The organism is Pseudomonas nicosulfuronedens (genome assembly GCF_005877905.1).
GTDB classification, from domain to species: Bacteria; Pseudomonadota; Gammaproteobacteria; order Pseudomonadales; family Pseudomonadaceae; genus Pseudomonas; species Pseudomonas nicosulfuronedens.
On record NZ_SWDV01000010.1, the window covers coordinates 74,976 to 98,898 of the forward strand.

At 64.3% G+C, this 23,923-nt stretch carries 21 protein-coding genes; 18 read left to right on the plus strand and 3 right to left on the minus strand.

What is annotated here, in order from left to right; all coding sequences use genetic code 11:
• Positions 1 to 60: 60 nt before the first annotated feature.
• The gene (rlmM, locus tag FAS41_RS09740) at positions 61 to 1,128 is read right to left on the minus strand and encodes a 23S rRNA (cytidine(2498)-2'-O)-methyltransferase RlmM (RefSeq protein ID WP_138521661.1); all 1,068 of its coding nucleotides are present in this window, start codon (positions 1,126 to 1,128) and stop codon (positions 61 to 63) included.
• Between the two features lie 350 nt (positions 1,129 to 1,478).
• Between rlmM and acnA the strand changes: the two genes are divergently transcribed.
• Positions 1,479 to 4,211 carry an aconitate hydratase AcnA gene (gene acnA, locus FAS41_RS09745; RefSeq protein ID WP_138521663.1) on the plus strand — a complete coding sequence of 911 codons (2,733 nt, stop codon included), beginning with the start codon at positions 1,479 to 1,481 and terminating at the stop codon, positions 4,209 to 4,211.
• A gap of 207 nt (positions 4,212 to 4,418) precedes the next feature.
• Positions 4,419 to 5,984 carry a methyl-accepting chemotaxis protein gene (locus FAS41_RS09750; RefSeq protein ID WP_138521665.1) on the plus strand — a complete coding sequence of 522 codons (1,566 nt, stop codon included), beginning with the start codon at positions 4,419 to 4,421 and terminating at the stop codon, positions 5,982 to 5,984.
• Between the two features lie 200 nt (positions 5,985 to 6,184).
• Here FAS41_RS09750 and cprA read toward each other — a convergent pair whose 3' ends face one another.
• Both cprA and FAS41_RS09760 read right to left on the minus strand, forming a co-directional pair.
• Positions 6,185 to 7,288, minus strand: a complete 1,104-nt coding sequence (gene cprA, locus FAS41_RS09755) for a cationic peptide resistance protein CprA (protein ID WP_138521961.1) — start codon at positions 7,286 to 7,288, stop codon at positions 6,185 to 6,187.
• 158 nt (positions 7,289 to 7,446) lie between these two features.
• A complete protein-coding gene (locus tag FAS41_RS09760; protein ID WP_246084854.1) occupies positions 7,447 to 8,145 on the minus strand; it encodes an alpha/beta family hydrolase in 699 nt (232 codons plus the stop codon).
• A 121-nt stretch (positions 8,146 to 8,266) separates the two neighbouring features.
• Between FAS41_RS09760 and ccoN (FAS41_RS09765) the strand changes: the two genes are divergently transcribed.
• The 16 genes from ccoN (FAS41_RS09765) to FAS41_RS09840 all read left to right on the plus strand — a co-directional run bounded on the left by ccoN (FAS41_RS09765) (position 8,267) and on the right by FAS41_RS09840 (position 23,821).
• The gene (gene ccoN / locus FAS41_RS09765; RefSeq protein WP_045209130.1) at positions 8,267 to 9,691 is read left to right on the plus strand and encodes a cytochrome-c oxidase, cbb3-type subunit I; all 1,425 of its coding nucleotides are present in this window, start codon (positions 8,267 to 8,269) and stop codon (positions 9,689 to 9,691) included.
• A gap of 10 nt (positions 9,692 to 9,701) precedes the next feature.
• The gene (gene ccoO, locus FAS41_RS09770; RefSeq protein ID WP_138521667.1) at positions 9,702 to 10,310 is read left to right on the plus strand and encodes a cytochrome-c oxidase, cbb3-type subunit II; all 609 of its coding nucleotides are present in this window, start codon (positions 9,702 to 9,704) and stop codon (positions 10,308 to 10,310) included.
• A gap of 4 nt (positions 10,311 to 10,314) precedes the next feature.
• Positions 10,315 to 10,506 carry a cbb3-type cytochrome oxidase subunit 3 gene (locus tag FAS41_RS09775; RefSeq protein ID WP_138521669.1) on the plus strand — a complete coding sequence of 64 codons (192 nt, stop codon included), beginning with the start codon at positions 10,315 to 10,317 and terminating at the stop codon, positions 10,504 to 10,506.
• On the plus strand, positions 10,503 to 11,426 hold the full coding sequence (gene ccoP, locus FAS41_RS09780) for a cytochrome-c oxidase, cbb3-type subunit III (RefSeq protein WP_138521671.1): 924 nt from the start codon (positions 10,503 to 10,505) through the stop codon (positions 11,424 to 11,426). Before FAS41_RS09775 ends, ccoP (FAS41_RS09780) begins: the two co-directional genes overlap by 4 nt.
• A gap of 341 nt (positions 11,427 to 11,767) precedes the next feature.
• Complete coding sequence (ccoN, locus tag FAS41_RS09785; RefSeq protein ID WP_045209126.1) at positions 11,768 to 13,210, plus strand: cytochrome-c oxidase, cbb3-type subunit I; 1,443 nt, start codon at positions 11,768 to 11,770, stop codon at positions 13,208 to 13,210.
• A complete protein-coding gene (gene ccoO, locus FAS41_RS09790; protein ID WP_017516817.1) occupies positions 13,210 to 13,818 on the plus strand; it encodes a cytochrome-c oxidase, cbb3-type subunit II in 609 nt (202 codons plus the stop codon). Before ccoN (FAS41_RS09785) ends, ccoO (FAS41_RS09790) begins: the two co-directional genes overlap by 1 nt.
• Positions 13,819 to 13,823: 5 nt before the next feature.
• Positions 13,824 to 14,015, plus strand: a complete 192-nt coding sequence (locus FAS41_RS09795) for a cbb3-type cytochrome oxidase subunit 3 (RefSeq protein ID WP_024763940.1) — start codon at positions 13,824 to 13,826, stop codon at positions 14,013 to 14,015.
• Positions 14,012 to 14,977 (plus strand): cytochrome-c oxidase, cbb3-type subunit III, encoded by a 966-nt coding sequence (ccoP, locus tag FAS41_RS09800; protein WP_138521673.1) that lies wholly within the window; start codon positions 14,012 to 14,014, stop codon positions 14,975 to 14,977. Before FAS41_RS09795 ends, ccoP (FAS41_RS09800) begins: the two co-directional genes overlap by 4 nt.
• A 210-nt stretch (positions 14,978 to 15,187) precedes the next feature.
• Positions 15,188 to 16,603, plus strand: coding sequence for a cytochrome c oxidase accessory protein CcoG (ccoG, locus tag FAS41_RS09805; RefSeq protein WP_138521675.1), 1,416 nt, complete (start codon positions 15,188 to 15,190; stop codon positions 16,601 to 16,603).
• A gap of 129 nt (positions 16,604 to 16,732) precedes the next feature.
• Positions 16,733 to 17,278, plus strand: a complete 546-nt coding sequence (locus FAS41_RS09810; protein WP_138521677.1) for a FixH family protein — start codon at positions 16,733 to 16,735, stop codon at positions 17,276 to 17,278.
• A complete protein-coding gene (locus FAS41_RS09815) occupies positions 17,275 to 19,752 on the plus strand; it encodes a heavy metal translocating P-type ATPase (protein ID WP_138521679.1) in 2,478 nt (825 codons plus the stop codon). The genes FAS41_RS09810 and FAS41_RS09815 overlap by 4 nt, the downstream gene beginning before the upstream one ends.
• A 1-nt stretch (position 19,753) precedes the next feature.
• Complete coding sequence (gene ccoS, locus FAS41_RS09820) at positions 19,754 to 19,975, plus strand: cbb3-type cytochrome oxidase assembly protein CcoS (RefSeq protein WP_138521681.1); 222 nt, start codon at positions 19,754 to 19,756, stop codon at positions 19,973 to 19,975.
• Positions 19,968 to 20,693 (plus strand): sulfite exporter TauE/SafE family protein, encoded by a 726-nt coding sequence (locus FAS41_RS09825; protein ID WP_138521683.1) that lies wholly within the window; start codon positions 19,968 to 19,970, stop codon positions 20,691 to 20,693. The genes ccoS and FAS41_RS09825 overlap by 8 nt, the downstream gene beginning before the upstream one ends.
• A gap of 72 nt (positions 20,694 to 20,765) precedes the next feature.
• Positions 20,766 to 22,148, plus strand: coding sequence for an oxygen-independent coproporphyrinogen III oxidase (hemN, locus tag FAS41_RS09830; RefSeq protein ID WP_138521685.1), 1,383 nt, complete (start codon positions 20,766 to 20,768; stop codon positions 22,146 to 22,148).
• 258 nt (positions 22,149 to 22,406) lie between these two features.
• Positions 22,407 to 23,141, plus strand: a complete 735-nt coding sequence (gene anr / locus FAS41_RS09835; RefSeq protein WP_024763934.1) for a transcriptional regulator Anr — start codon at positions 22,407 to 22,409, stop codon at positions 23,139 to 23,141.
• Between the two features lie 131 nt (positions 23,142 to 23,272).
• Positions 23,273 to 23,821, plus strand: a complete 549-nt coding sequence (locus FAS41_RS09840) for an adenine phosphoribosyltransferase (RefSeq protein WP_138521687.1) — start codon at positions 23,273 to 23,275, stop codon at positions 23,819 to 23,821.
• Positions 23,822 to 23,923: the final 102 nt, after the last annotated feature.

The window sequence follows — 23,923 nt, forward strand, 5'->3', positions numbered from 1 at the left end:
TGCGCGGCGGCGCGGCAAGTCACCGAAGGTCGGGTGGCGCTACCAGGCGCCTGCAGGTCGCTAGCGCTCGCCCTTCTCGATGCGGCGCAGGTGGCAGGTCACTTCCTCGCGGTCGTGGTAGAGCTGCTTGCAGCCGATCTGCACCTTCAGGCCGCGTTCGCGGAAGGACTCCTCCAGGCGGTCGAGGATGCGCCGCACCTCGGCGTAGCGCTGTTTCATCGGCAGCTTGAGATTGACGATGGCCTCGCGGCACAGCCCTTCACCGATCCAGGTTTCGATCATCGCGCCGGTACGCGCGGGCTTCTCGACGATGTCGCAGACCATCCAGTCCATGCGCTGGCGCGGCCGGAAGGCGTAACCGTCGACGCGCTGGTGCTCGACCAGCCCGGAGTACATCAGGTTCTCCGCCATCGGCCCGTTGTCCACGGCGACGACACGCATCTCGCGGTTCACCAGCTGCCACGTCCAGCCGCCGGGCGATGCGCCCAGGTCCACGGCGAGCATGTCCGGCGCCAGGCGGCGGTCCCAATCGGCGCGGGGAATGAAGTGATGCCAGGCCTCTTCCAGCTTCAGCGTCGAACGGCTGGGCGCCTCGCGGGGGAACTTCAGGCGCGGGATACCCATGGGCCACATGGCGCAGTTGCGCGCCTCGGCCAGGCCGATGAATGCCTCGCGGCCGGAGCGGAAGGTCAGCAGCAGGCGCGGCAGGCTGGGGTCTTCCACCAGCTTGCTGGCTTTCACCAGCGCGGCACGCAGCGGCTTCTCGAACTTGCGGCAGAAGGTCGAGAGCTCCTTGCCATCGTTGGTGTCGAACACCTCCAGCCAGAGGCTACCGCATTGCGGAAAAGCGGCCAGGGCCTCGAGGATCGCGCCGATGCGGTCCGTCTCCGGCAGCGCGGTGAAGTCGTTACCACGTGCCCACTGGCGCGGGAAGATCAGCTCGGAGAAGCGCAGCTGACGCATCAGGCGGTCAGCGCCGTCGGCGTCCATGCAGATGAATTCGGCGTAGGCGGTGGCCGGCTTGGCTCGGGCGTAGCCGGGGATGTCCAGGCGCGCGGCATGTTCGGACAGTTCGGCGCAGACCTCGTTCTCGAAGCCGGGACGGCAGTGCAGTAACAGGGTATTCATCGGGGTGTCTCCTCGGCCGCGCACTATAGAGGCTGCCCGCGAAGGTTTCATGCAGATTCGCAGGAATAGTCCCACAGCCAGCGTCATTTGTTCTGAACCCACCCGCAAGACGAACGGTCCAGAACAGATGGCAAGACCCCGTCGGGCGGTCTAGCTTGAGTGTTCTGGCCTAACCGCCCAGAAGACTGCCCGATGATTGCCCTGCATGGCGAAGATGGCCGCCAATCGCGCTTTTTCTGCGATGGATCAGCTCGGTTGATCGCTCTTTCGCCAAGTATCGCGGGTGCACTCGCGTCACCGCCGTGCCGCCCTGTCGATCACGAGCAGAATCCAAGCCTGAGGAGAATGTCATGCCCGCAGTGGATAGCCTGAACAGCCTGCGCACCCTGGAGGTCGCCGGCAAGACCTATCACTACTACAGCCTGCCTGAAGCGGCGAAGAGTCTGGGGGACCTGGGCAAACTGCCCATGTCCCTGAAAGTCCTGCTGGAAAACCTGTTGCGCTGGGAGGACAACAACACCGTCACCGGCGACGACCTCAAAGCCCTGGCCGCCTGGCTGAAGACCCGCAGCTCCGAGCGCGAGATCCAGTACCGCCCCGCCCGCGTGCTGATGCAGGACTTCACCGGGGTACCAGCAGTGGTCGACCTCGCCGCCATGCGCGACGCCATGGCCAAGGCTGGCGGCGACCCGCAGAAGATCAACCCGCTGTCTCCCGTCGACCTGGTCATCGACCACTCGGTGATGGTGGACAAGTTCGCCAGCCAGTCGGCCTTCGCCCAGAACGTCGAGATCGAGATGGAGCGCAACGGCGAGCGCTACGCCTTTCTGCGCTGGGGGCAGAACGCCTTCGACAACTTCCGCGTGGTGCCGCCGGGCACCGGCATCTGCCACCAGGTCAACCTGGAGTACCTGGGGCGCACCGTCTGGACCAAGGACGAGGACGGCCGCACCTACGCCTTCCCCGATACCCTGGTCGGTACCGATTCGCACACCACCATGATCAACGGTCTCGGCGTGCTCGGCTGGGGCGTGGGTGGCATCGAGGCGGAAGCAGCCATGCTCGGCCAGCCGGTGTCGATGCTGATTCCCGAGGTGATCGGCTTCAAGCTGACCGGCAAGTTGAAGGAAGGCATCACCGCCACCGACCTGGTGCTGACCGTCACTCAGATGCTGCGCAAGAAAGGCGTCGTGGGAAAATTCGTCGAGTTCTATGGCGACGGCCTCGCCGACCTGCCGCTGGCCGACCGCGCCACCATCGCCAACATGGCCCCGGAGTACGGCGCCACCTGCGGCTTCTTCCCGGTGGACGAGATCACCCTGGGCTACCTGCGCCTGTCCGGTCGCCCGGAAGATGCCGTCAAGCTGGTGGAGGCCTACAGCAAGGCCCAGGGCCTGTGGCGCGAGAAAGGCCACGAACCGGTGTTCACCGACTCCCTGCAACTGGACATGGGCGATGTCGAGGCCAGCCTCGCCGGGCCCAAGCGGCCCCAGGACCGCGTTGCCCTCGGCCATGTCAGCCAGGCCTTCGATGACTTCCTCGGCCTGCAGATCAAACCGGCCTCCACCGAGGAAGGCCGCCTGCTCAGTGAAGGTGGCGGCGGTGCGGCTGTCGGCGCCTCCCCTGCGTACGGTGAAGCGGATTACCAGCATGACGGCCACACCTACCGGCTGAAGAATGGCGCCGTGGTGATCGCTGCCATCACCTCCTGCACCAACACCTCCAACCCCAGCGTGATGATGGCCGCCGGCCTGCTGGCGAAGAAGGCGCTGGAAAAAGGCCTGCAGCGCAAACCCTGGGTGAAGAGCTCACTGGCGCCCGGCTCCAAGGTGGTGACCGATTATTTCCGCGCCGCCGGCCTGACCCGTTACCTGGACGAACTGGGCTTCGACCTGGTGGGATACGGCTGCACCACCTGCATCGGCAACTCCGGCCCGCTGCTCGATCCCATCGAGAAGGCCATCCAGCAGGCGGACCTCACCGTCGCCTCGGTGCTCTCCGGCAACCGCAACTTCGAGGGCCGCGTGCATCCGCTGGTGAAAACCAACTGGCTGGCTTCACCGCCGCTGGTGGTCGCCTACGCGCTGGCCGGCACCGTGCGCACCGACCTGACCAGGGACCCGCTAGGCACCGGCAAGGACGGCAAACCGGTTTATCTGAAGGACATCTGGCCGACCCAGCAGGAAATCGCCGACGCCGTACAGAAAGTCGACACGGCGATGTTCCACAAGGAGTACGCCGAAGTCTTCCAGGGCGACGAAAAATGGCGTGCAATCCCGGTGCCGGACGCCAAGACCTACACCTGGCAGGACGACTCCACCTACATCCAGCATCCGCCCTTCTTCGAGCACATCGCCGAGGCGCCGCCGAAGGTCGAGGACATCAATGGCGCCAGTATCCTCGCGGTACTGGGTGACTCAGTGACCACCGACCACATCTCCCCCGCCGGCAACATCAAGAAGGACAGTCCGGCCGGGCGCTACCTCAGCGAGCACGGCGTGGCCTACGCGGACTTCAACTCCTACGGTTCGCGCCGTGGCAACCATGAGGTGATGATGCGCGGCACCTTCGCCAACATCCGCATCAAGAACGAGATGCTCGGGGGCGAGGAAGGCGGCAACACGCTTTACGTCCCGACCGGCGACAAGCTGGCGATCTACGACGCCGCCATGCGCTACCAGCAGGACGGCACCCCGCTGGTCATCGTCGCCGGCAAGGAATACGGCACCGGTTCGTCCCGCGACTGGGCGGCCAAGGGCACCAACCTGCTGGGTGTGAAAGCGGTGATCGCCGAGAGCTTCGAGCGCATCCACCGCTCCAACCTGGTAGGCATGGGTGTACTGCCGTTGCAGTTCAAGGACGGCCAGGACCGCAAGGCGCTGAAGCTGACCGGCAAGGAAGTGCTGAGCATCAGCGGGCTGTCCGGCGAGCTGAAGCCGCACATGAACCTCAAGGTGTCGGTGAAGCGCGAGGACGGCAGCCAGGACAGCTTCGAGGTGCTCTGCCGCATCGATACGCAGAACGAGGTCGAGTACTTCAAGGCCGGCGGCATCCTCCACTATGTGCTGCGCAGCCTGATCTGACGACTACCGCAAGACAGCGCGGCGGCCTGCAACGGGCCGCCGCCCGCTCCTTTCGTTTTATTTCGGTGACCAGTGGCGATACGCTATCGTCATTCTCTCGGCGTCACTCTTCTGACATTTTTCTGTGATCGCTATCAAATTTCCGATCCGGCGGCCGATAAGCTGGACAGATGTACCAATTCGCCTTTCTCCCGAGATCCGAGCCTGATGCGCAACAACCAGCCGATCACCCAGCGTGAACGCACCTTCCCCGCCGAACAGCGGCTGATCTCCACGACCAACGCCCGCGGTGTCATCAGCTACGTCAACGATGCCTTCAGCGCCATCAGCGGCTTTTCCCGTGAAGAGCTGGTGGGCGCGGCACACAACCTGGTACGCCATCCGGACGTGCCACCGGCGGTGTTCGCGCACATGTGGACGACCCTGAAGAAGGGCCGCCCCTGGATGGGCATCGTCAAGAATCGCTGCAAGAACGGCGACCATTACTGGGTCAGTGCCTATGTCACGCCGATGTACGAGCACAACGAGATCGTCGGCTACGAATCAGTGCGGGTGAAGCCCACCGCGGAACAGGTGCGTCGCGCCGAGGCCCTGTATGCGCGGATCAACGCCGGCAAGTCGGCCATCCCCGCTCGCGACCGCTGGTTGCCGGTGCTGCTGGACTGGCTGCCGTTCATCCTGATCGGCCAGATCGGCTTCCTCATTGGCGCCTGGCTGAACTCCCACTGGGGCTTCCTGCTGGCCGCCCTGCTCTCGATCCCGCTGGGCCTCGCCGGCCTGGGCTGGCAGCAACGCGGGCTGAAGCGCCTGCTGCGTCTGGCCGAGCAGACCACCTCCGACCCGCTGATCGCACAGATGTACACCGACAGCCGAGGCGCCCAGGCACGCCTGGAAATGTCGATTCTCAGCCAGGAAGCACGGCTGAAAACCTGTCTGACCCGTTTGCAGGACACTGCTGAAACACTCACCGAGCAGGCCCGCGAGGCCGACTCTCTGGCCCACCACAGCTCCGCCGGGCTGGACCGCCAGCGCCAGGAAACCGAGCAGGTAGCCACCGCTGTCAACCAGATGGCTGCGACCACCCAGGAAGTGGCCGACAACGTGCAGCGCACCGCGGACGCCACCCGCCAGGCCAACAACCTGACCACCGAAGGCCGGCAGATCGCCGCCGAGACCCGCGAGGCCATGCAGCGTCTCTCCAGCTCCGTGGGCGAAACCGGTGAAGCGGTCAGCCAACTGGCCCGCGACAGCGAGCAGATCGGTGGCGTAGTGGATGTGATCAAGGGCATCGCCGACCAGACCAACCTGCTGGCCCTCAACGCCGCCATCGAAGCCGCCCGTGCCGGCGAGATGGGCCGCGGCTTCGCCGTGGTGGCCGACGAAGTGCGCCAACTGGCCCAGCGCACCGCCGAGTCCACCGGGCAGATTCACCAGCTCATCGCCAACCTACAGAACACGGCCACCGAGGCGGTGCGTGCCATGGACTCCGGCCGTCGCCAAGCTGACGAGGGCGTCGAGCGCGTAATGCAGGCGGACAACGCGCTGGTGGGCATCAGCGACGCAGTGGCCAACATCACCGAAATGGCCACCCAGATCGCTGCCGCCGCGGAGGAACAGAGCGCTGTGGCCGAGGAGATCAACCGCAATATCAGCACCATCGCCAACCTGGCCGATGAGACCTCCGGCGAAGCCCAGCGCACGGCCCTGCTCAGCGAGGAGCTGACGCAGACCGCGCACCGCCAGTACTCACTGGTGGAGCGGTTCAACCGCTGAGGCCAGACAACGCGTAGGGCGGATATCGCGCCAGCGTTATCCGCTGTGACCTGAAACGACGAATAATCCGGAACGAGTTATTCGCCCTACGGCCCAGCGCAAAAGGCTTTTCGTAGGAGCGAGCTTGCTCGCGAACCGGGCCCCGCCGCGAAGCGGTTCGCGAGCAAGCTCGCTCCTACAGGTCCTGCCACCGCGTCAGACTACTTGAAGTCCCACTGCATCTGAGCCGGGATGCTGACATCCCGCGAGGACTGCACGCACACGTCCACGTAGTCGGTGAAGCGCGGCGGCGCAGCGATACCTTCGTCGAGCAGGCGCTGGTTGTCGAACAGGTAGTTGAGGTCGGCGAAGCCGCTGTACAGACGCAGCGCACGCAGCACCAGACGCGGGTTGGCCTTGCCGATACGGCTCTCGAAACTGCCGGCCAGCTCGCGCAGATCGTCCGAACTGACCTTGCGATAACGCTGGCCAACTGGCGCTTCGCCTCGGGCATCGGCATACGCCTGGTCGATTTCGCCAAAGGTGCAGGCGGAACCGTGGCCGGCGGAGATGTGGTAGAGGCTGTGGTTGAGCGTCGGCTTGAGTGCCAGCGCCACCAACGCTTCGGCGCAGTAGTCCACGGGGATCACGTCGATCTGCTCATCCAGGCCGCAGGTGAAGCTCTCCAGGGCAAAGCCCATGCGGAACACCCAGAAGATACTCCCCGAGGCGCGGCAACCCAGTTCACGATGCCCGACCACGATGGATGGCCGCGCCACCACCAGGGGCAGCGACGGCAGTTCCTCGCGCATACGCCGCTCGATCTCGGCCTTGGAGGCGGTGTAGTCCACCAGTTGCTCTTCACTGTCCGGGAAATCCCACGACTCGCGCACTGGCGACTCTCGCTGGGGCCCGCAGCACATGGCCGTGCCCACATGCAGGAAGCGCTTGAGATTGCGCGACTGGCAGAGCAATTTGGCGAAGGCGAAGGTGCCTTCGACGTTTACCGGCCAGATGCTCGGGTTCTTCGAGAACGAGGCCACCGCCGCGCAATTGATTACTTGCTCCACACGCATCAGACGGGCGCGCTCGCCGTACATCCAGACAGTGTCGAGCAGGTCGCCGCAGAGGATCTGGCTTTCCTGAAGGCTCTTCAGCTCAGTCTCTGGCACGCAGTGAAGACGCAGGTTGTCGCGCAGCCGCTCCAGGCCCTGCTCAGGGAATTCTGCTCGGACCAGGAACAGCAACGCCGGACCGTGGCCGTCTGCGATCAGGTGGGCGGCAACGGAGCCGCCGAGGAAACCGGTGGCGCCGGTCAGCAGCATGCTGTGCGCGGCGCCGGGAGTGTAACGGAGGGGTTGGGTGGCAATGCGTTCAGCGTAATCGGGGTTCATGGCAGCTTTCGGCCTGTCCTCTGGAAGCGGGGCGTCGACTGCGGGGAGCCGACGCCGGCGAGGATAGGAACGCCTGCATTAAGGACCGATTAGGGCAATAGAAAAGCTTCGATCCTGGCAGCGGCACTTTCCAGATGCTGCTCATGGGTGAGCCCGGAAGCCTTGAGCGGCTTGAGATCGTGGTCGGCCGCCGCGAGCCAGTGCAGGTGGATCACCGGCGACAATGCATAGCCCTCGACCGTGGGTCGATCACCCAGCGCATCACGCTCGCCCTGCACTATCAGGCTCGGCGTCCTCAACTCGGCGAGGTGAGCGACGCGTGGCTTCTCAGGTTTGCCGGCGGCATAGAACGGGTAGCCAAGACAGACCAGCGCATCGGCGCCCAGTTCGTCCGCCAGCAGGCTCGCCATTCGCCCACCCATGGACTTGCCGCCAATCGCCAGCTTGCCCGGCACCTCGGCGCGAACCTGCGCGTAAACCTGCCGCCAGCACTCGAGCAACTGCTTCTGCGGGTTCGGCGGACGACGCTTTCCGTCCTCCCGACGCATAGCCATATAGGGGAACTCGAAGCGCACCACCGAGATACCTCTATCGGCCAGGCGCAAGGCCATGTCGTCCATGAACGGACTGTCCATCGGCGCCCCTGCGCCATGCGCCAGAACCAGCGTCGCTGACAGTTCGCGCCGTGCCGGGTTCCGCAGCAGCGACAAAGGACCGCAGGCGCCCGCGACAGAGGTCTCAGGTGCCAATTGATCCGAATCAATATTCCGGGAAGTGCCTTTATCCATCCTTCACTCCGCTAATTCCGAATTAGTACCTATCCCAAGGGGGAGGGGCGGCATACGCCGTAAGCCGTAAAAAACCTTGCCGGGATGGGCATAGCCCATAACCGTGGATGGAAGCCCATAAATGAGCACAACCAATCAGACCGCTTATAACTATAAGGTGGTCCGCCAGTTCGCCATTATGACAGTGGTGTGGGGGATCGTCGGCATGGCCGTCGGTGTCCTGATCGCCGCGCAACTGGTGTGGCCGGACCTTAACCTCGGCTTACCGTGGACGAGCTTCGGCCGCCTGCGTCCGCTGCACACCAATGCGGTGATCTTCGCCTTCGGCGGCTGCGCACTGTTCGCCACCAGCTACTACTCGGTGCAGCGCACCTGCCAGACCCGCCTGTTCGCAGGCCCGCTCGCTTCCTTCACCTTCTGGGGTTGGCAGCTGGTGATCCTGCTGGCTGCCATCACCCTGCCGCTGGGCATGACCTCCTCCAAGGAGTACGCCGAGCTGGAATGGCCGATCGACATCCTGATCACCATCGTCTGGGTCTCCTATGCCATCGTCTTCTTTGGCACGCTGATGAAGCGCAAGACCAAGCACATCTATGTGGGCAACTGGTTCTTCGGCGGCTTCATCCTGACCGTGGCCATCCTGCACGTGGTCAACAACCTGGAAATCCCGGTCAGCCTGACCAAGTCCTACTCGCTGTACTCGGGCGCAACCGACGCCATGATCCAGTGGTGGTACGGCCACAACGCCGTGGGCTTCTTCCTGACCGCCGGTTTCCTGGGGATGATGTACTACTTCGTACCCAAGCAGGCCGAGCGTCCGGTCTACTCCTACCGCCTGTCCATCGTGCACTTCTGGGCGCTGATCGCCGTCTACATCTGGGCCGGTCCGCACCACCTGCACTACACCGCGCTGCCGGACTGGGCGCAGTCTCTGGGCATGGTGATGTCCCTGATCCTGCTGGCTCCGAGCTGGGGCGGCATGATCAACGGCATGATGACCCTCTCGGGCGCCTGGCATAAGCTGCGCACCGACCCGATCCTGCGTTTCCTGGTGGTCTCCCTGGCCTTCTACGGCATGTCCACCTTCGAAGGCCCGATGATGGCCATCAAGACCGTCAACGCGCTTTCGCACTACACCGACTGGACCATCGGCCACGTACACGCCGGCGCTCTGGGCTGGGTCGCCATGGTATCCATCGGTTCGCTCTACCACATGATCCCGAAAGTCTTCGGTCGCGAGCAGATGCACAGCGTGGGCCTGATCAACACCCACTTCTGGCTGGCCACCATCGGTACCGTTCTGTACATCGCCTCCATGTGGGTCAACGGCATCACCCAGGGTCTGATGTGGCGCGCAGTGAACTCCGACGGCACCCTCACCTACTCCTTCGTTGAAGCCCTGGCCGCCGGCCATCCCGGCTTCATCGTGCGGATGATCGGTGGTGCCATCTTCCTGCTGGGCATGCTGGTCATGGCCTACAACGTCTGGCGCACCGTAGCGGCCGCCAAGCCGGCTGAAATGCAAGCCGCGGCGCAGATGGCCTGAGGAGACCGACATGAAACACGAAGTACTCGAGAAAAACGTCGGCCTGCTGGCCATCTGCATGGCGGTTGCCGTGAGCATCGGTGGCCTGACCCAGATCGTTCCGCTGTTCTTCCAGGACGTCACCAACACCCCGGTGGAGGGCATGAAACCCTACACCGCCTTGCAACTGGAAGGCCGTGATGTGTACATCCGCGAAGGCTGCGTAGGCTGCCACTCGCAGATGATCCGTCCGTTCCGCGCCGAGACCGAGCGCTACGGCCACTACTCCGTCGCCGGCGAAAGCGTCTGGGACCACCCGTTCCTGTGGGGTTCCAAACGTACCGGCCCGGACCTGGCCCGCGTCGGCGGCCGCTACTCGGACGACTGGCACCGCGCGCACCTCTACAACCCGCGCAACGTGGTGCCGGAATCGAAGATGCCCGCCTACCCCTGGCTGGTCGAGAACAAGCTCGATGGCAAGGACACGGCAAAGAAACTGGAAGTGATGCGTGTCATGGGCGTGCCCTACACGGACGACGACATCGCTGGCGCCAGCGACGCCGTCAAAGGCAAGACCGAAATGGACGCGGTCGTCGCGTACCTGCAGGTCCTCGGCACCTCCATCAAGAACAAGCGGTGACAGCATGGATATCGGGACCATTCGCGGCCTCGGCACCATCATCGTGATGGTGGCCTTCGTCGGCGTACTGCTCTGGGCTTACGGCGGCAAACGCAAGGAGCGCTTCGACGAAGACGCGCTACTGCCTTTCGCGGATGACCCGGCAGCCAAGCGTCACGCTGAGCAAGAGCAAGCTTCTAGGAGCAACAACGCATGACTACCTTCTGGAGTCTGTACATCACCGTTCTAACAGTCGGCTCGCTGATCGCCCTGCTGTGGCTGGTATTCGCCACCCGCAGCGGGCAATCGTCGAACACCACCGACCAGACCATGGGCCACGCCTTCGACGGCATCGAGGAATACGACAACCCGCTGCCCAAGTGGTGGTTCCTGCTGTTCGTCGGCACCATCGTGTTTGCCGCCGGCTACCTGGTCCTCTATCCGGGCCTGGGCAACTGGAAAGGCATCCTGCCGGGCTACGACGGCGGCTGGACCCAGGACAAGCAATGGGAACGTGAAGAGGCCCTGGCCAAGGAAAAATACGGCCCGATCTTCGCCAAATACGCTGCCATGCCCGTGGAAGAAGTAGCGAAAGACCCACAAGCCATGAAAATGGGCGAGCGTCTCTTCGCCACCTACTGCTCCATCTGCCACGGCTCGGACGCCAAGGGTGCCGTCGGCTTCCCCAACCTGACCGACAGCGACTGGCGCTGGGGCGGCACCGCCCAGGACATCCAGGCCACCATCCTCGGTGGTCGCCACGCCGCCATGCCGGCCTGGGGTGAAGTGCTGGGCGACAAGGGCGTGCAGGACGTCGCCGCCTTCGTCACCGCCAATCTGGACGGCCGCAAGCTGCCCGAAGGCGTGACCGCCGAGAACGTGGACAACGGCAGCAAGCTGTTCGCCACCACCTGCGTCGCCTGCCACGGCCCGGAAGGCAAGGGCAACCCGATCATGGGCGCGCCTGACCTGACCCACCCGGCCGCGTTCATCTACGGCTCCAGCTACGCGCAACTGCAGCAGACCATCCGTCACGGCCGCCAGGGCCAGATGCCAGCGCAGGAGCAATACCTGGGTAAAGACAAGGTGCACATCCTCGCCGCCTACATCTACAACATTTCCGGCCAGGCGAAGTAAACTCCCCGCCCCAACTCGCGCCCACTAAAACGGGCGCGAGTTTCTTACCTCCGCAATATCGCGACGAAGTGTCGCACCCTCTCTATCTCCTTTCTTCACACCCTCCCCGTTCGCGTCTAAGCTGGATTCCATTCGCAAACCTGCAATACGACTAACCTGACCCACTTCCCAGGTTGGTGCGAGCGAGCCGAAACGATCGGTAAGCGGCGGCGCAAAGCGCTCCAAAGCAGGCGTCAAACCGGCATCGCGCCACGGCCCGGCGCGTTGCAATGGCCACCTGCTTTCTCCATACTTGCCGCCGTTTTTTTGACCATAAAATCCAAAAACCGTGGAACCTTAGAATGAGCACAGCAATCAGTCCGACTGCTTATAACTATAAGGTCGTCCGCCAGTTCGCCATCATGACGGTGGTCTGGGGGATACTTGGAATGGGGGTCGGTGTTTACATCGCCTCACAGTTGGTTTGGCCCCAGTTGAACCTGGACCTTCCCTGGACCAGTTTCGGGCGCCTGCGTCCGCTGCACACCAACCTGGTGATCTTCGCCTTCGGCGGCTGTGCTCTCTTTGCAACTTCCTACTACGTCGTACAGCGCACCTGTCAGACCCGCCTGGTCTCTGACAGCCTCGCGGCCTTCACCTTCTGGGGTTGGCAAGCGGTAATCGTGCTGGCCGGCATCACCCTGCCGCTGGGCTACACCTCCTCCAAGGAGTACGCCGAGCTGGAATGGCCGATCGACATCCTGCTGGCCATCGTCTGGGTCACCTACGCACTGGTGTTCTTCGGCACCGTGATGAAGCGCAAGACCAAGCACATCTACGTGGGCAACTGGTTCTACGGTGCGTTCATCCTCGTTACCGCCATGCTGCACATCGTCAACAGCGCGGAACTGCCGGTCACCTGGTTCAAGTCCTACTCGGTCTACGCCGGCGCCACCGACGCGATGATCCAGTGGTGGTACGGCCACAACGCCGTGGGCTTCTTCCTGACCACCGGCTTCCTCGGCATGATGTACTACTTCGTTCCGAAGCAGGCCGAACGTCCGATCTACTCCTATCGCCTGTCCATCGTGCACTTCTGGGCGCTGATCACCCTGTACATCTGGGCCGGCCCGCACCACCTGCACTACACCGCTCTGCCGGACTGGGCGCAGTCGCTGGGCATGGTGATGTCCCTGATCCTGCTGGCTCCGAGCTGGGGTGGCATGATCAACGGCATGATGACCCTGTCGGGCGCCTGGCATAAGCTGCGCACCGACCCGATCCTGCGCTTCCTGGTGGTCTCCCTCGCCTTCTACGGCATGTCCACCTTCGAAGGCCCGATGATGGCGATCAAGACCGTCAACTCCCTGTCGCACTACACCGACTGGACCATCGGCCACGTACACGCCGGCGCTCTGGGCTGGGTTGCGATGATCTCCATCGGCTCCCTGTACCACCTGATTCCGAAGGTCTTCGGCCGCGAGCAGATGCACAGCGTGGGCCTGATCAACGCCCACTTCTGGCTGGCCACCATCGGTACCGTGCTGTACATCGCCTCCATGTGGGTCAACGGCATCACCCAGGGCCTGATGTGGCGTGCGATCAACGCCGACGGCACCCTCACCTACTCCTTCGTGGAAGCCCTGCAGGCCAGCCACCCGGGCTTCATCGTCCGTGCACTGGGCGGCGCCTTCTTCGCCTCCGGCATGCTGCTGATGGCCTACAACACCTTCCGTACTGTGCGCGGTTTCAAACAGGCTGACGCCGATGCCGCTGCCCAGATCCCCGCTGTAGGAGCTCACTGATGAAGCACGAAGTAGTCGAGAAGAATATCGGCCTTCTGGCCTTCTTCATGGTCATTGCGGTGAGCATCGGCGGTCTGACCCAGATCGTTCCGCTGTTCTTCCAGGACGTCACCAACAAGCCGGTCGAAGGCATGAAGCCGCGCACCGCGCTGGAACTGGAAGGCCGTGACATCTACATCCGCGAAGGCTGCGTAGGCTGCCACTCGCAGATGGTCCGTCCGTTCCGCGCCGAGACCGAGCGCTACGGCCACTACTCCGTCGCCGGCGAAAGCGTCTGGGACCACCCGTTCCTGTGGGGCTCCAAGCGTACCGGTCCGGACCTGGCCCGCGTCGGCGGCCGCTACTCCGACGACTGGCACCGCGCGCACCTGTACAACCCGCGCAACGTAGTGCCGGAATCGAAGATGCCCTCCTACCCCTGGCTGGTGGAGAACAAGCTCGACGGCAAGGACACGGCGAAGAAAATGGAAGCCCTGCGTACGCTGGGCGTGCCTTACACCGACGAAGACATCGCCGGTGCCCGTGACGCCGTCAAAGGCAAGACCGAGATGGACGCTGTCGTCGCCTACCTGCAAGGCCTCGGCACCATCATCAAGAGCAAACGGTGACAGTGATGGATATCGGGACCATTCGCGGTATCGGCACTGTAGTAGTCATGGTCGCCTTCGTCGGCGTCCTGCTCTGGGCCTATGGCGGCAAACGCAAGGAGCGCTTCGACGAAGACGCCCTGCTGCCCTTCGCGGATGACCCGGTCGCCAAAAAGCACGTCGAGCAAGAGCAAGCTTCTAGGAGCAACAAAGAATGACAACCTTCTGGAGTCTGTACGTCACCGTACTTACCCTGGGCACCATCTTCGCCCTCGCGTGGCTGCTGTTCGCCACCCGTCGCGGTCAGCGCAACGAAGCCACCGATGAAACCGTCGGCCATGCCTTCGACGGCATCGAGGAGTACGACAACCCGCTGCCGAAGTGGTGGTTCATGCTGTTCGTGGCCACCTTCATCTTCGCCCTCGCCTACCTGGCCCTGTACCCGGGCTTGGGCAACTGGAAGGGTCTGCTGCCGGGCTACCAGGACAAGGCCGAATTCGCCAACGGCGAAAAAGGCTGGACCGGTGTGCACCAGTGGGAAAAGGAAATGGCCAAGGCCGATGAGAAGTACGGCCCGCTGTACGCCAAGTTCGGCGCCATGCCGATCGAGGACGTGGCCAAGGACGAGCAGGCCCTGAAAATGGGTAACCGCCTGTTCGCTTCCAACTGCTCCGTCTGCCACGGCTCCGATGCCAAGGGTGCCCACGGCTTCCCGAACCTGACCGACGCCGACTGGCGCTGGGGCGGCGAGCCGAAGGACATCATCGCCACCATCGAAGGCGGTCGTCACGCGGCCATGCCGGCCTGGGGCGAAGTCATCGGCGACCAGGGCGTCCACGACGTCGCAGCATTCGTCACATCCAAGCTGGACGGCCGCAAGCTGCCCGAAGGCGTGACTGACGAACAGGTTGCCAACGGCCAGAAAGTCTTCGCGACCACTTGCGTGGCTTGCCACGGAGCGGAAGGCAAAGGCACCGCTGCCATGGGCGCACCGAACCTGACCCACCCGGCCGCGTTCATCTACGGCTCGAGCTTCGCTCAGCTGCAGCAGACCATCCGCTATGGCCGCCAGGGCCAGATGCCGGCTCAGCTGGAGCGTCTGGGTAAAGACCAGGTTCACCTGCTCGCTGCCTACGTGTACAGCCTGTCCCATGGCGAAGGCGAGAAGAGCGCCGAATAAGCCTCTCTTTCCTACACCCATAGCGACACCCAGCGGCGCCGGTTTCTACACCGGCGCCGCTCTATTTCTGGGTCCATAATTCCTTGCGCGACCAACTGTCGCACGGTTGCAACACCCACCACGCCGTATCATTGTTAGGCGTGCAAGCATATTTCTGACCCTCTCGGCATGTATCGACAGGGCGCCCTCCCGCTGCCGTGGAATGCACTGATGAGCAAACAAATTCCGGTCCAGGACGTCACTCCGCCCACCAAGGGCAAGGGTGAAAGCGTCGACCTTTATGCCTCCCGGGAAAAGATCTACACCCGAGCCTTTACCGGGTTCTTCCGCAACCTCCGCATGGCCGGGGGCGCCCTCCTCTTCCTCCTCTACTTCGGCACCGTGTGGCTGACCTGGAACGGTCGCCAGGCGGTTCTCTGGGACCTGCCCGAGCGCAAGTTCTACATCTTCGGCGCGACCTTCTGGCCGCAGGACTTCATCCTCCTCTCCGGCCTGCTGATCATCAGCGCGTTCGGCCTGTTCTTCATCACTGTGTTCGCCGGCCGAGTCTGGTGCGGCTACACCTGCCCGCAGAGCGTGTGGACCTGGATCTTCATGTGGTGCGAGAAGGTCACCGAGGGTGACCGCAACCAGCGCATGAAACTCGACAAGGCGCCCATGAGCGGCAACAAGCTGCTGCGCCGGTTCGCCAAGCACAGCCTCTGGTTGCTGATCGGCCTGGTCACCGGCCTGACCTTCGTCGGCTATTTCGCCCCGATCCGCGATCTGCTCAGCGATCTGGTCACCGGCCAGGCCGACGGCTGGGCCTACTTCTGGGTCGGATTCTTCACCCTCGCCACCTACGGCAACGCCGGCTGGCTGCGCGAGCAGGTGTGCATCTACATGTGCCCCTACGCGCGCTTCCAGAGCGTGATGTTCGACAAGGACACGTTGATCGTCTCCTACGACCCGCGTCGTGGAGAGGGCCGGGGCCCGCGCAAGAAAGGCGCCGACTACAAGGCCCAGGGGCTGGGCGACTGCATCGACTGCACCATGTGCGTCCAGGTGTGCCCGACCGGCATCGATATCCGTGATGGCCTGCAGATCGAGTGCATCGGCTGTGCCGCCTGCATCGACGCCTGCGACAGCATCATGGACAAGATGAACTACCCGCGCGGCCTGATCAGCTACACCACCGAGCACAACCTGTCCGGGCAGAAGACCCATCTGGTGCGTCCGCGCCTGATCGGCTATGCCATTGCACTGTGCATCATGATCGGCCTGCTGATCACCGCTATCTTCCTGCGCCCACTGGTGGGCTTCGATGTCAGCAAGGATCGCGTGCTCTACCGTGAAAACGCCGAGGGTCGCATCGAGAACGTGTACAGCCTGAAGGTCATGAACAAGGACCAGAAGGACCATACCTATGTGCTCAGCGCCAAGGGCATGGACGGCCTGATCCTGGAAGGCAAGAAGGAAATCTCGGTCGCAGCCGGTGACATCTTCACCATGCCGGTGGAGCTGTCCATCGACCCGGAGAAGCTGCCCTCCACCACCAACGAGATCAGTTTCACCATCCAATCGGTAGACGACCCGTCGATCAGCAAGGAATCCGCCAGCCGCTTCATCGGCCCGCGTGTTCGTTGAACCCAAGCTGAACGAATTGGCACCCCATGTTGCGCATGGGGTGCCAGTACCGACCGAAGCACGTAGAATTTGCCCGCCCCTTCACCGGGCAGCGCCCCTGGCGGCGCTGCCAGCGAGAGAAAAGAGACCATGCAATCGGCCATGAAGACACCCGTGGAACCCTGGTACAAGCACCTCTGGCCGTGGATCATCATCGCCATGCTGGCCACCTCGATCTTCCTCAGCCTGACGATGGTCAACATCGCCGTGAACAACCAGGACTCCCTGGTCAGCGACAACTATTACGAGGCTGGCAAGGGCATCAACCGCTCCCTCGACCGCGAGCACCTCGCCCAGGAACTCAAGCTGCGCGCCAAGATCAGCTTCGACGAGCTGACTGGCGAAGTGGACCTGCGCCTCACTGGCAACAGCCGCCCTGCCACGCTCACCCTCAACCTGCTCTCCCCTACCCTGGAGTCCCAGGACAAGCATCTGGAGCTGCGCGCTGCCCCTGCCGAGCCAGGCCGTTACACCGCCAGCCTCGACGCCGCCGTGAAGGGTCGCCGCTTCGTTGAGCTGCTCGGCGAGGAGAACGGCAAGACCTGGCGTCTGTTCGAGGAAGAGAAGGTCGCCCCGGGCGGTTCCTTCGACCTCGGCGACGAGCCCCTCAGCGGAGATGAAGCCGAGCGCCCATGAGCGCCCCGCTGCTCTGTTACCACTGCGCGCTGCCGGTTCCACCCGGCAGCCGCTTCGTTGCGCCCGTCCTGGGCGAATCCCGCGAATTCTGCTGCCCCGGCTGCCAGGCCGTGGCCGAAGCCATCGTCGCCGGCGGCCTGGAAGGCTATTACCGCCACCGCACCGAAGCTGCGCCCAACCCGGATGCCCTGCCCGAACAGCTCGCCGATGAGCTGAAGCTGTTCGACCGCCCCGACGTGCAGCAGCCCTTCGTCCAGCACCAGGGCGAACTGGCCGAGACCACGCTGATCATGGAAGGCATCAGCTGCGCCGCCTGCGGCTGGCTGATCGAAAAGCATCTGAAGGGCCTGCCTGCCGTCAACGAGGCCGGCCTCAACCTGTCCAATCACCGCCTGCACGTGCGCTGGTCCGACAGCGATCTGCCGCTGAGCGAACTGCTCGCCGAGCTGCGCAAGATCGGCTACGCCGCCCATCCCTTCCAGCCCGACCGCGCTGCCGAGCAGCTGCACCAGGAAAATCGAAAGTCCCTGCGCCAGCTGGGCGTCGCCGGCCTGCTGTGGTTCCAGGCGATGATGGCGACCATGGCCACCTGGCCGGAATTCAACATCGACCTGAGCCCCGAACTGCACGAGATCCTGCGCTGGGTGGCGATGTTCCTCACCACACCCATCGTCTTCTACTCCTGCCAGCCGTTCTTCCGTGGCGCCATACGCGACCTGCGCACCCGCCACCTGACCATGGATGTCTCGGTCTCCCTGGCCATCGGCGGCGCCTATCTGGCCGGCATCTGGACCGCCATTACCGGCCATGGCGATCTGTACTTCGACGCCGTGGGCATGTTCGCCCTGTTCCTGCTCGCCGGCCGCTACCTCGAACGCCGCGCCCGCGAACGAACCGCCGCAGCGACCGCACAACTGGTCAACCTGCTGCCCGCGTCCTGCCTGCGCCTGGACGACAGCGGCCAGAGCAGCCGCGTACTGCTCAGCGAACTGAACATCGGCGACCGCGTGCTTGTGCAACCCGGCGCCGTAGTTCCCGCCGACGGTCTGATTCTCGAAGGTCAGTCCAGCGTCGACGAGTCCCTGCTCACCGGCGAATACCTGCCGCAACCGCGCCAGAGCGGCGACAGCGTCACCGGCGGCACCCTGAATGTCGAAGGCCCGCTGACCGTGCAGGTCAAGGCGCTGGGCGGTGACAGTCGCCTGTCCGCCATCGTCCGCCTGCTCGAACGCGCCCAGTCGGATAAACCGCGCCTCGCCGAGCTCGCCGACAAGGCCGCGCAGTGGTTCCTCATTGCCCTGCTGGTGCTCGCTGCCTTGGTCGGCCTGTTCTGGTGGCAACACGACGCCTCCCGCGCCTTCTGGGTGGTCCTGGCGATGCTGGTGGCAACCTGCCCATGCGCGCTGTCCCTGGCCACGCCGACCGCACTGACCGCCGCCACCGGTAGCCTGCACAAGCTCGGCCTGCTGGTAACCCGCGGCCACGTGCTGGAGGGCCTGAACCATATCGACACGGTGATCTTCGACAAGACCGGCACTCTCACTGAAGGCCGCCTGACGCTGCGTGCAGTCCGGCCGCTGGGCGCGCTGGACAGCGATGCCTGCCTGGCCCTCGCCGCCGCACTGGAGAACCGCTCCGAGCACCCCATCGCCCGTGCCTTCGGCCGCGCACCGCAACCGGCGGAAAACGTTGAGAGCCATCCCGGCCTGGGCCTGGAAGGCCGCGTCGGCGAGCACCGCCTGCGGATCGGCGAGCCGTCCTTCGTCTGCGTCCTGGGCGGCAGCGAAGCGCCACAGCATCCGCAGGAGCCCGGACAGTGGCTGCTGCTGGGTGATGAAAGCGGCCCCCTCGCCTGGCTGGTGCTGGACGACCGTATCCGCGAGGATGCTGCCGACCTCCTCGATGCCTGTCGCGCCCGAGGCTGGCGCACCTTGTTGCTCTCCGGCGACAGTTCGCCCATGGTCGGCCGCGTCGCCGCCGAGCTGGGCATCGACGACTGCCGCGGCGGCCTGCGCCCGGACGACAAGCTGGAAGTCCTCCGTCAGCTGCACCAACAAGGCCACCGCGTGCTGATGCTGGGTGACGGCGTGAATGACGTTCCCGTGCTGGCCGCCGCCGACATCAGCGTCGCCATGGGTTCGGCCACGGACCTCGCCAAGACCAGCGCCGACGCTGTGCTGCTGTCCAACCGCCTGGACAGCGTGGTGCAGGCCTTCGGCCTGGCCCGGCGCACGCGCCGGGTAATCATCGAGAATCTGATCTGGGCGGGGCTGTACAATGGGCTGATGTTGCCCTTCGCCGCCCTGGGCTGGATCACGCCCGTGTGGGCTGCGGTGGGCATGTCGATCAGTTCGCTGACCGTGGTGCTCAACGCCCTGCGCCTGACCCGCCTGCCAAAGGGCGCCGGCGCCCCGCCAGCAACCACCGCCCTGCCCGCCGCCCCACAAGCGGCACAAGCGCTGCCACGGAGTTGAAATGCCCGCTCTCTACATCATGATTCCGGTCGCGGTGGTGATCGTCGGCATCTGCATCGCGATCTTCTTCTGGGCAGTGAACAGCGGCCAGTACGACGACATGGACGGGCCCGCCCACAGCATCCTGTTCGACGACGAAGACCCCAAGCACCAGGCCGGCATCGACGAAGCCGAGGGTGACGACGCGCGCACCAGCCAGAAGCAGGACAAGCGCGATGCCTGATCTGGCGCCGCTACTGGCGTCGGCGCTGACCCTCGGCCTGCTTGGCGGCGGTCACTGCCTGGGCATGTGCGGCGGCCTGATGGGCGCACTGACCATGGCCATTCCACCGGAGCAGCGCGCCCGCCGCCTGCGCCTGCTGCTGGCCTACAACCTCGGACGCATCCTCAGCTACACCTGCGCCGGCCTGCTGCTCGGCATCGCCGGCTGGGCTGTGGCGCGTACGCCCTTCGCTTCGGCGCTGCGGGTGATCGCCGGCCTGCTGCTGATCGCCATGGGCCTGTACCTGGCCGGCTGGTGGAGCGGCCTGACCCGCATCGAAGCCCTGGGCCGCGGTCTGTGGAAGCACATCCAGCCCTTCGCCAGCCGCCTGCTGCCGGTCGCCACGGTGCCGCGCGCACTGCTGCTGGGCGCGCTCTGGGGCTGGCTGCCCTGCGGGCTGGTCTACAGCACCCTGCTCTGGGCCACCAGCCAGGGTTCGGCGGTGGACAGCGCGCTGCTGATGCTCGCCTTCGGCCTGGGCACCTGGCCGGTACTGCTCGCCACGGGGCTCGCCGCCGAGCGCATCACCGCCCTGCTGCGCAAGCGCAGCGTACGCATGGCCGGCGGCATCCTGGTGATCCTCTTCGGCCTTTGGACCCTGCCTGGCCCGCACCAGGCCTGGATTATGGGCCACGATATGCACGCCAGTGCCGCGCAAGCACACCATAAAGCCGCTTGATACAGGTCAACAGGCCTCTGTCGGACTCTCCCTAGACTGCGCAGGAAAAGCTCGCCACCGGGGAACATCGGCATGCTCGACAATATTCGCTGGGACGCAGATCTGATACGCCGATACGATCTGTCCGGCCCGCGCTACACCTCCTATCCCACAGCCGTGCAGTTCCACGAAGGAGTCGGACCCTTCGACCTGCTGCACGCGCTGCGCGATAGCCAGAAGGCGCAACGGCCGCTCTCGCTCTACGTGCACGTCCCGTTCTGCGCGAACATCTGCTACTACTGCGCCTGCAACAAGGTCATCACCAAGGATCGTGGTCGCAGCGCCCCCTACCTCGCCCGTCTCATCCACGAGATCGAGATCGTCAGCCGTCACCTGGGCCGCCAGCAGCCAGTCGAGCAACTGCATTTCGGCGGAGGTACCCCGACCTTCCTGAGCCCTGGCCAGCTACGCGAACTGATGGCGCAACTGCGCACTCACTTCCATTTCGTCGAGGGCGACTTCGGCGACTACGGTATCGAGATCGACCCACGCGAGGCCGACTGGTCGACCATGGGCCTGCTCCGCGAGCTGGGCTTCAACCGCGCCAGCATCGGCGTGCAGGACTTCAACCTGGAAGTGCAGCAGGCGATCAACCGCCTGCAGAGCCTCGACGAGACCCGCGCCATCATCGACGCGGCGCGCACGCTGCAATTCCGCTCGATCAACATCGACCTGATCTACGGCCTGCCCCGGCAGACCCCGGACACCTTCGCCCGCACCGTCGAGCAGGTCATCGCTCTGCAGCCCAACCGGTTGTCCGTGTTCAACTACGCGCACCTCCCCGAGCGCTTTCCGCCCCAGCGGCGGATCAAGGCCGAGGACCTGCCCTCCCCCGGACAGAAGCTGGAGATGCTGCAACGCACCACCGAGCAACTGGAAGCCGCCGGGTACCGCTACATCGGCATGGACCACTTCGCCCTGCCGGACGACGAGCTGGCGATGGCCCAGGAAGACGGCACCCTGCAGCGCAACTTCCAGGGCTACACCACCCACGGTCACTGCGACCTGGTCGGTCTTGGGGTCTCCTCGATCAGCCAGATCGGCGACCTCTACTGCCAGAACAGCAATGACATCGCGGACTACCAGAACACCCTCGACCAGGGCCAGCTCGCCACCCGGCGCGGCCTGCACTGCAACAAGGACGACCTGATCCGCCGCGCGGTGATCCAGCAGCTGATCTGCCACTTCCAGCTGGACTTCGAGGACATCGAGGATCTCTACAACATCGACTTCCGCGGCTACTTCGCGGAAATCTGGGACGACCTCGAACGCTTCGCCCGAGACGGCCTGATCACCCTCGGCCCACGCGGTATCGACGTCAGCGCTTCCGGCCGGTTGCTGGTGCGCTCGCTGTGCATGCTGTTCGACCGCTACCTGCCAATGCAGAACCTGCAACGCTTCTCGCGGGTCATCTGACCCGCAGGTTCCCCTCTGCACGACCGACGGTACGGGGCCAACTGTCGCACCCTTTGCTACAGGATATGTCCCTGGTCCCCGAGTGTAGAAACAGCCCTGAACCGGTACTTTTCGAAAGGATTCGAGACCGCTACAACCCCTACGAAACCCTCATCCCCATCGCTGGAAGCAGCGATTCAGACAGGTCGCCAACTGGCGCGCGACTTGCGGTCTGCGGTACCCTTGGTTTTTGTGTGCCATCCCACTCAAGGAACACTCATGGCCGAAACCATCAAAGTGCGCGCCCTGCCCCAGGCGCACTGCAAGGATTGCAGCCTGGCTCCCCTCTGCCTGCCCCTGTCGCTGAACCACAGCGACATGGACGCCCTCGATGAAATCGTCAAACGAGGCCGACCGCTGAAGAAAGGCGAATTCCTGTTCCGCCAGGGCGATGCCTTCGGCTCCGTCTTCGCCGTGCGCTCCGGCGCGCTGAAGACCTTCAGCATCACCGACGGCGGCGAAGAGCAGATCACCGGCTTCCACCTGCCCAGCGAGCTGGTCGGTCTGTCCGGCATGGACACCGAGAGCTACCCGGTTTCGGCCCAGGCCCTGGAAACCACCTCGGTCTGCGAGATTCCCTTCGAACGCCTGGACGAGCTGTCCGAGCAACTGCCGCAACTGCGCCGCCAGCTGCTGCGAGTGATGAGCCGCGAGATCCGCGATGACCAACAGATGATGATGCTGCTGTCGAAGAAGACCGCCGACGAGCGCATCGCCACCTTCCTGGTGAACCTCTCCGCGCGCTTCCGCGCCCGTGGCTTCTCCGCCCAGCAGTTCCGCCTGGCGATGTCGCGCAACGAGATCGGCAACTACCTGGGCCTGGCGGTGGAAACCGTCTCCCGCGTGTTCACCCGCTTCCAGCAGAACGGCCTGATTGCCGCCGAAGGCAAGGAAGTGCACATCCTCGACTCCATCGAACTGTGCGCACTGGCCGGCGGCCAGCTGGAAAGCTGACAGACACGAAAGCTGACAGACACGAAAGCTGACCAATAGGTTGACTTTCCGGTCATCGAAAACGGGCTCGCCACACGGCGGGCCCGTTATACTTTGGCCTCTGCAAAAACCGCATCAGGTGCACATCCAGCATGATCCTCAACCAACTCGACCTGAAGTCCGTGATCCGTGCCGTTCCCGACTTTCCCAAGCCCGGCGTCATGTTCCGCGACATCACCCCGCTGTTCCAGTCGCCGCGAGCCCTGCGTTTCGTCGCCGACAGCTTCATCCAGCGCTATGTCGAGGCCGATTTCACCCACATTGGCGCCATGGATGCGCGCGGCTTCCTGATCGGTTCGATCATCGCCTACGAGCTGAACAAGCCCCTGGTGCTGTTCCGCAAGCGCGGCAAGCTGCCGGCCGACGTGCTGGCCCAGGCCTACGAGACCGAGTACGGCGAAGCCCTGCTGGAAGTCCACGCCGACAGCCTGTGCGAGGGTGACAGCGTGCTGATCTTCGATGACCTGATCGCCACCGGCGGTACCCTGCTGGCTGCAGCCCAATTGGTGCGCCGCATGGGCGCCAGCGTATTCGAGGCTGCCGCAATCATCGACCTGCCGGAGCTGGGCGGTTCGACCAAGCTCAATGACGCACAGATCCCCACTTACAGCCTGACTGCCTTCGCCCTCGACGAAGCCTGATCGGCGCTGTTCCAGACAACGGGCGCTGCGGCGCCCGTTTTCGTTTCCGGCGTTCGCGGCAACGCCCCATCCAACGACTGGTCGCCCCCTCTTTGGCCTGAT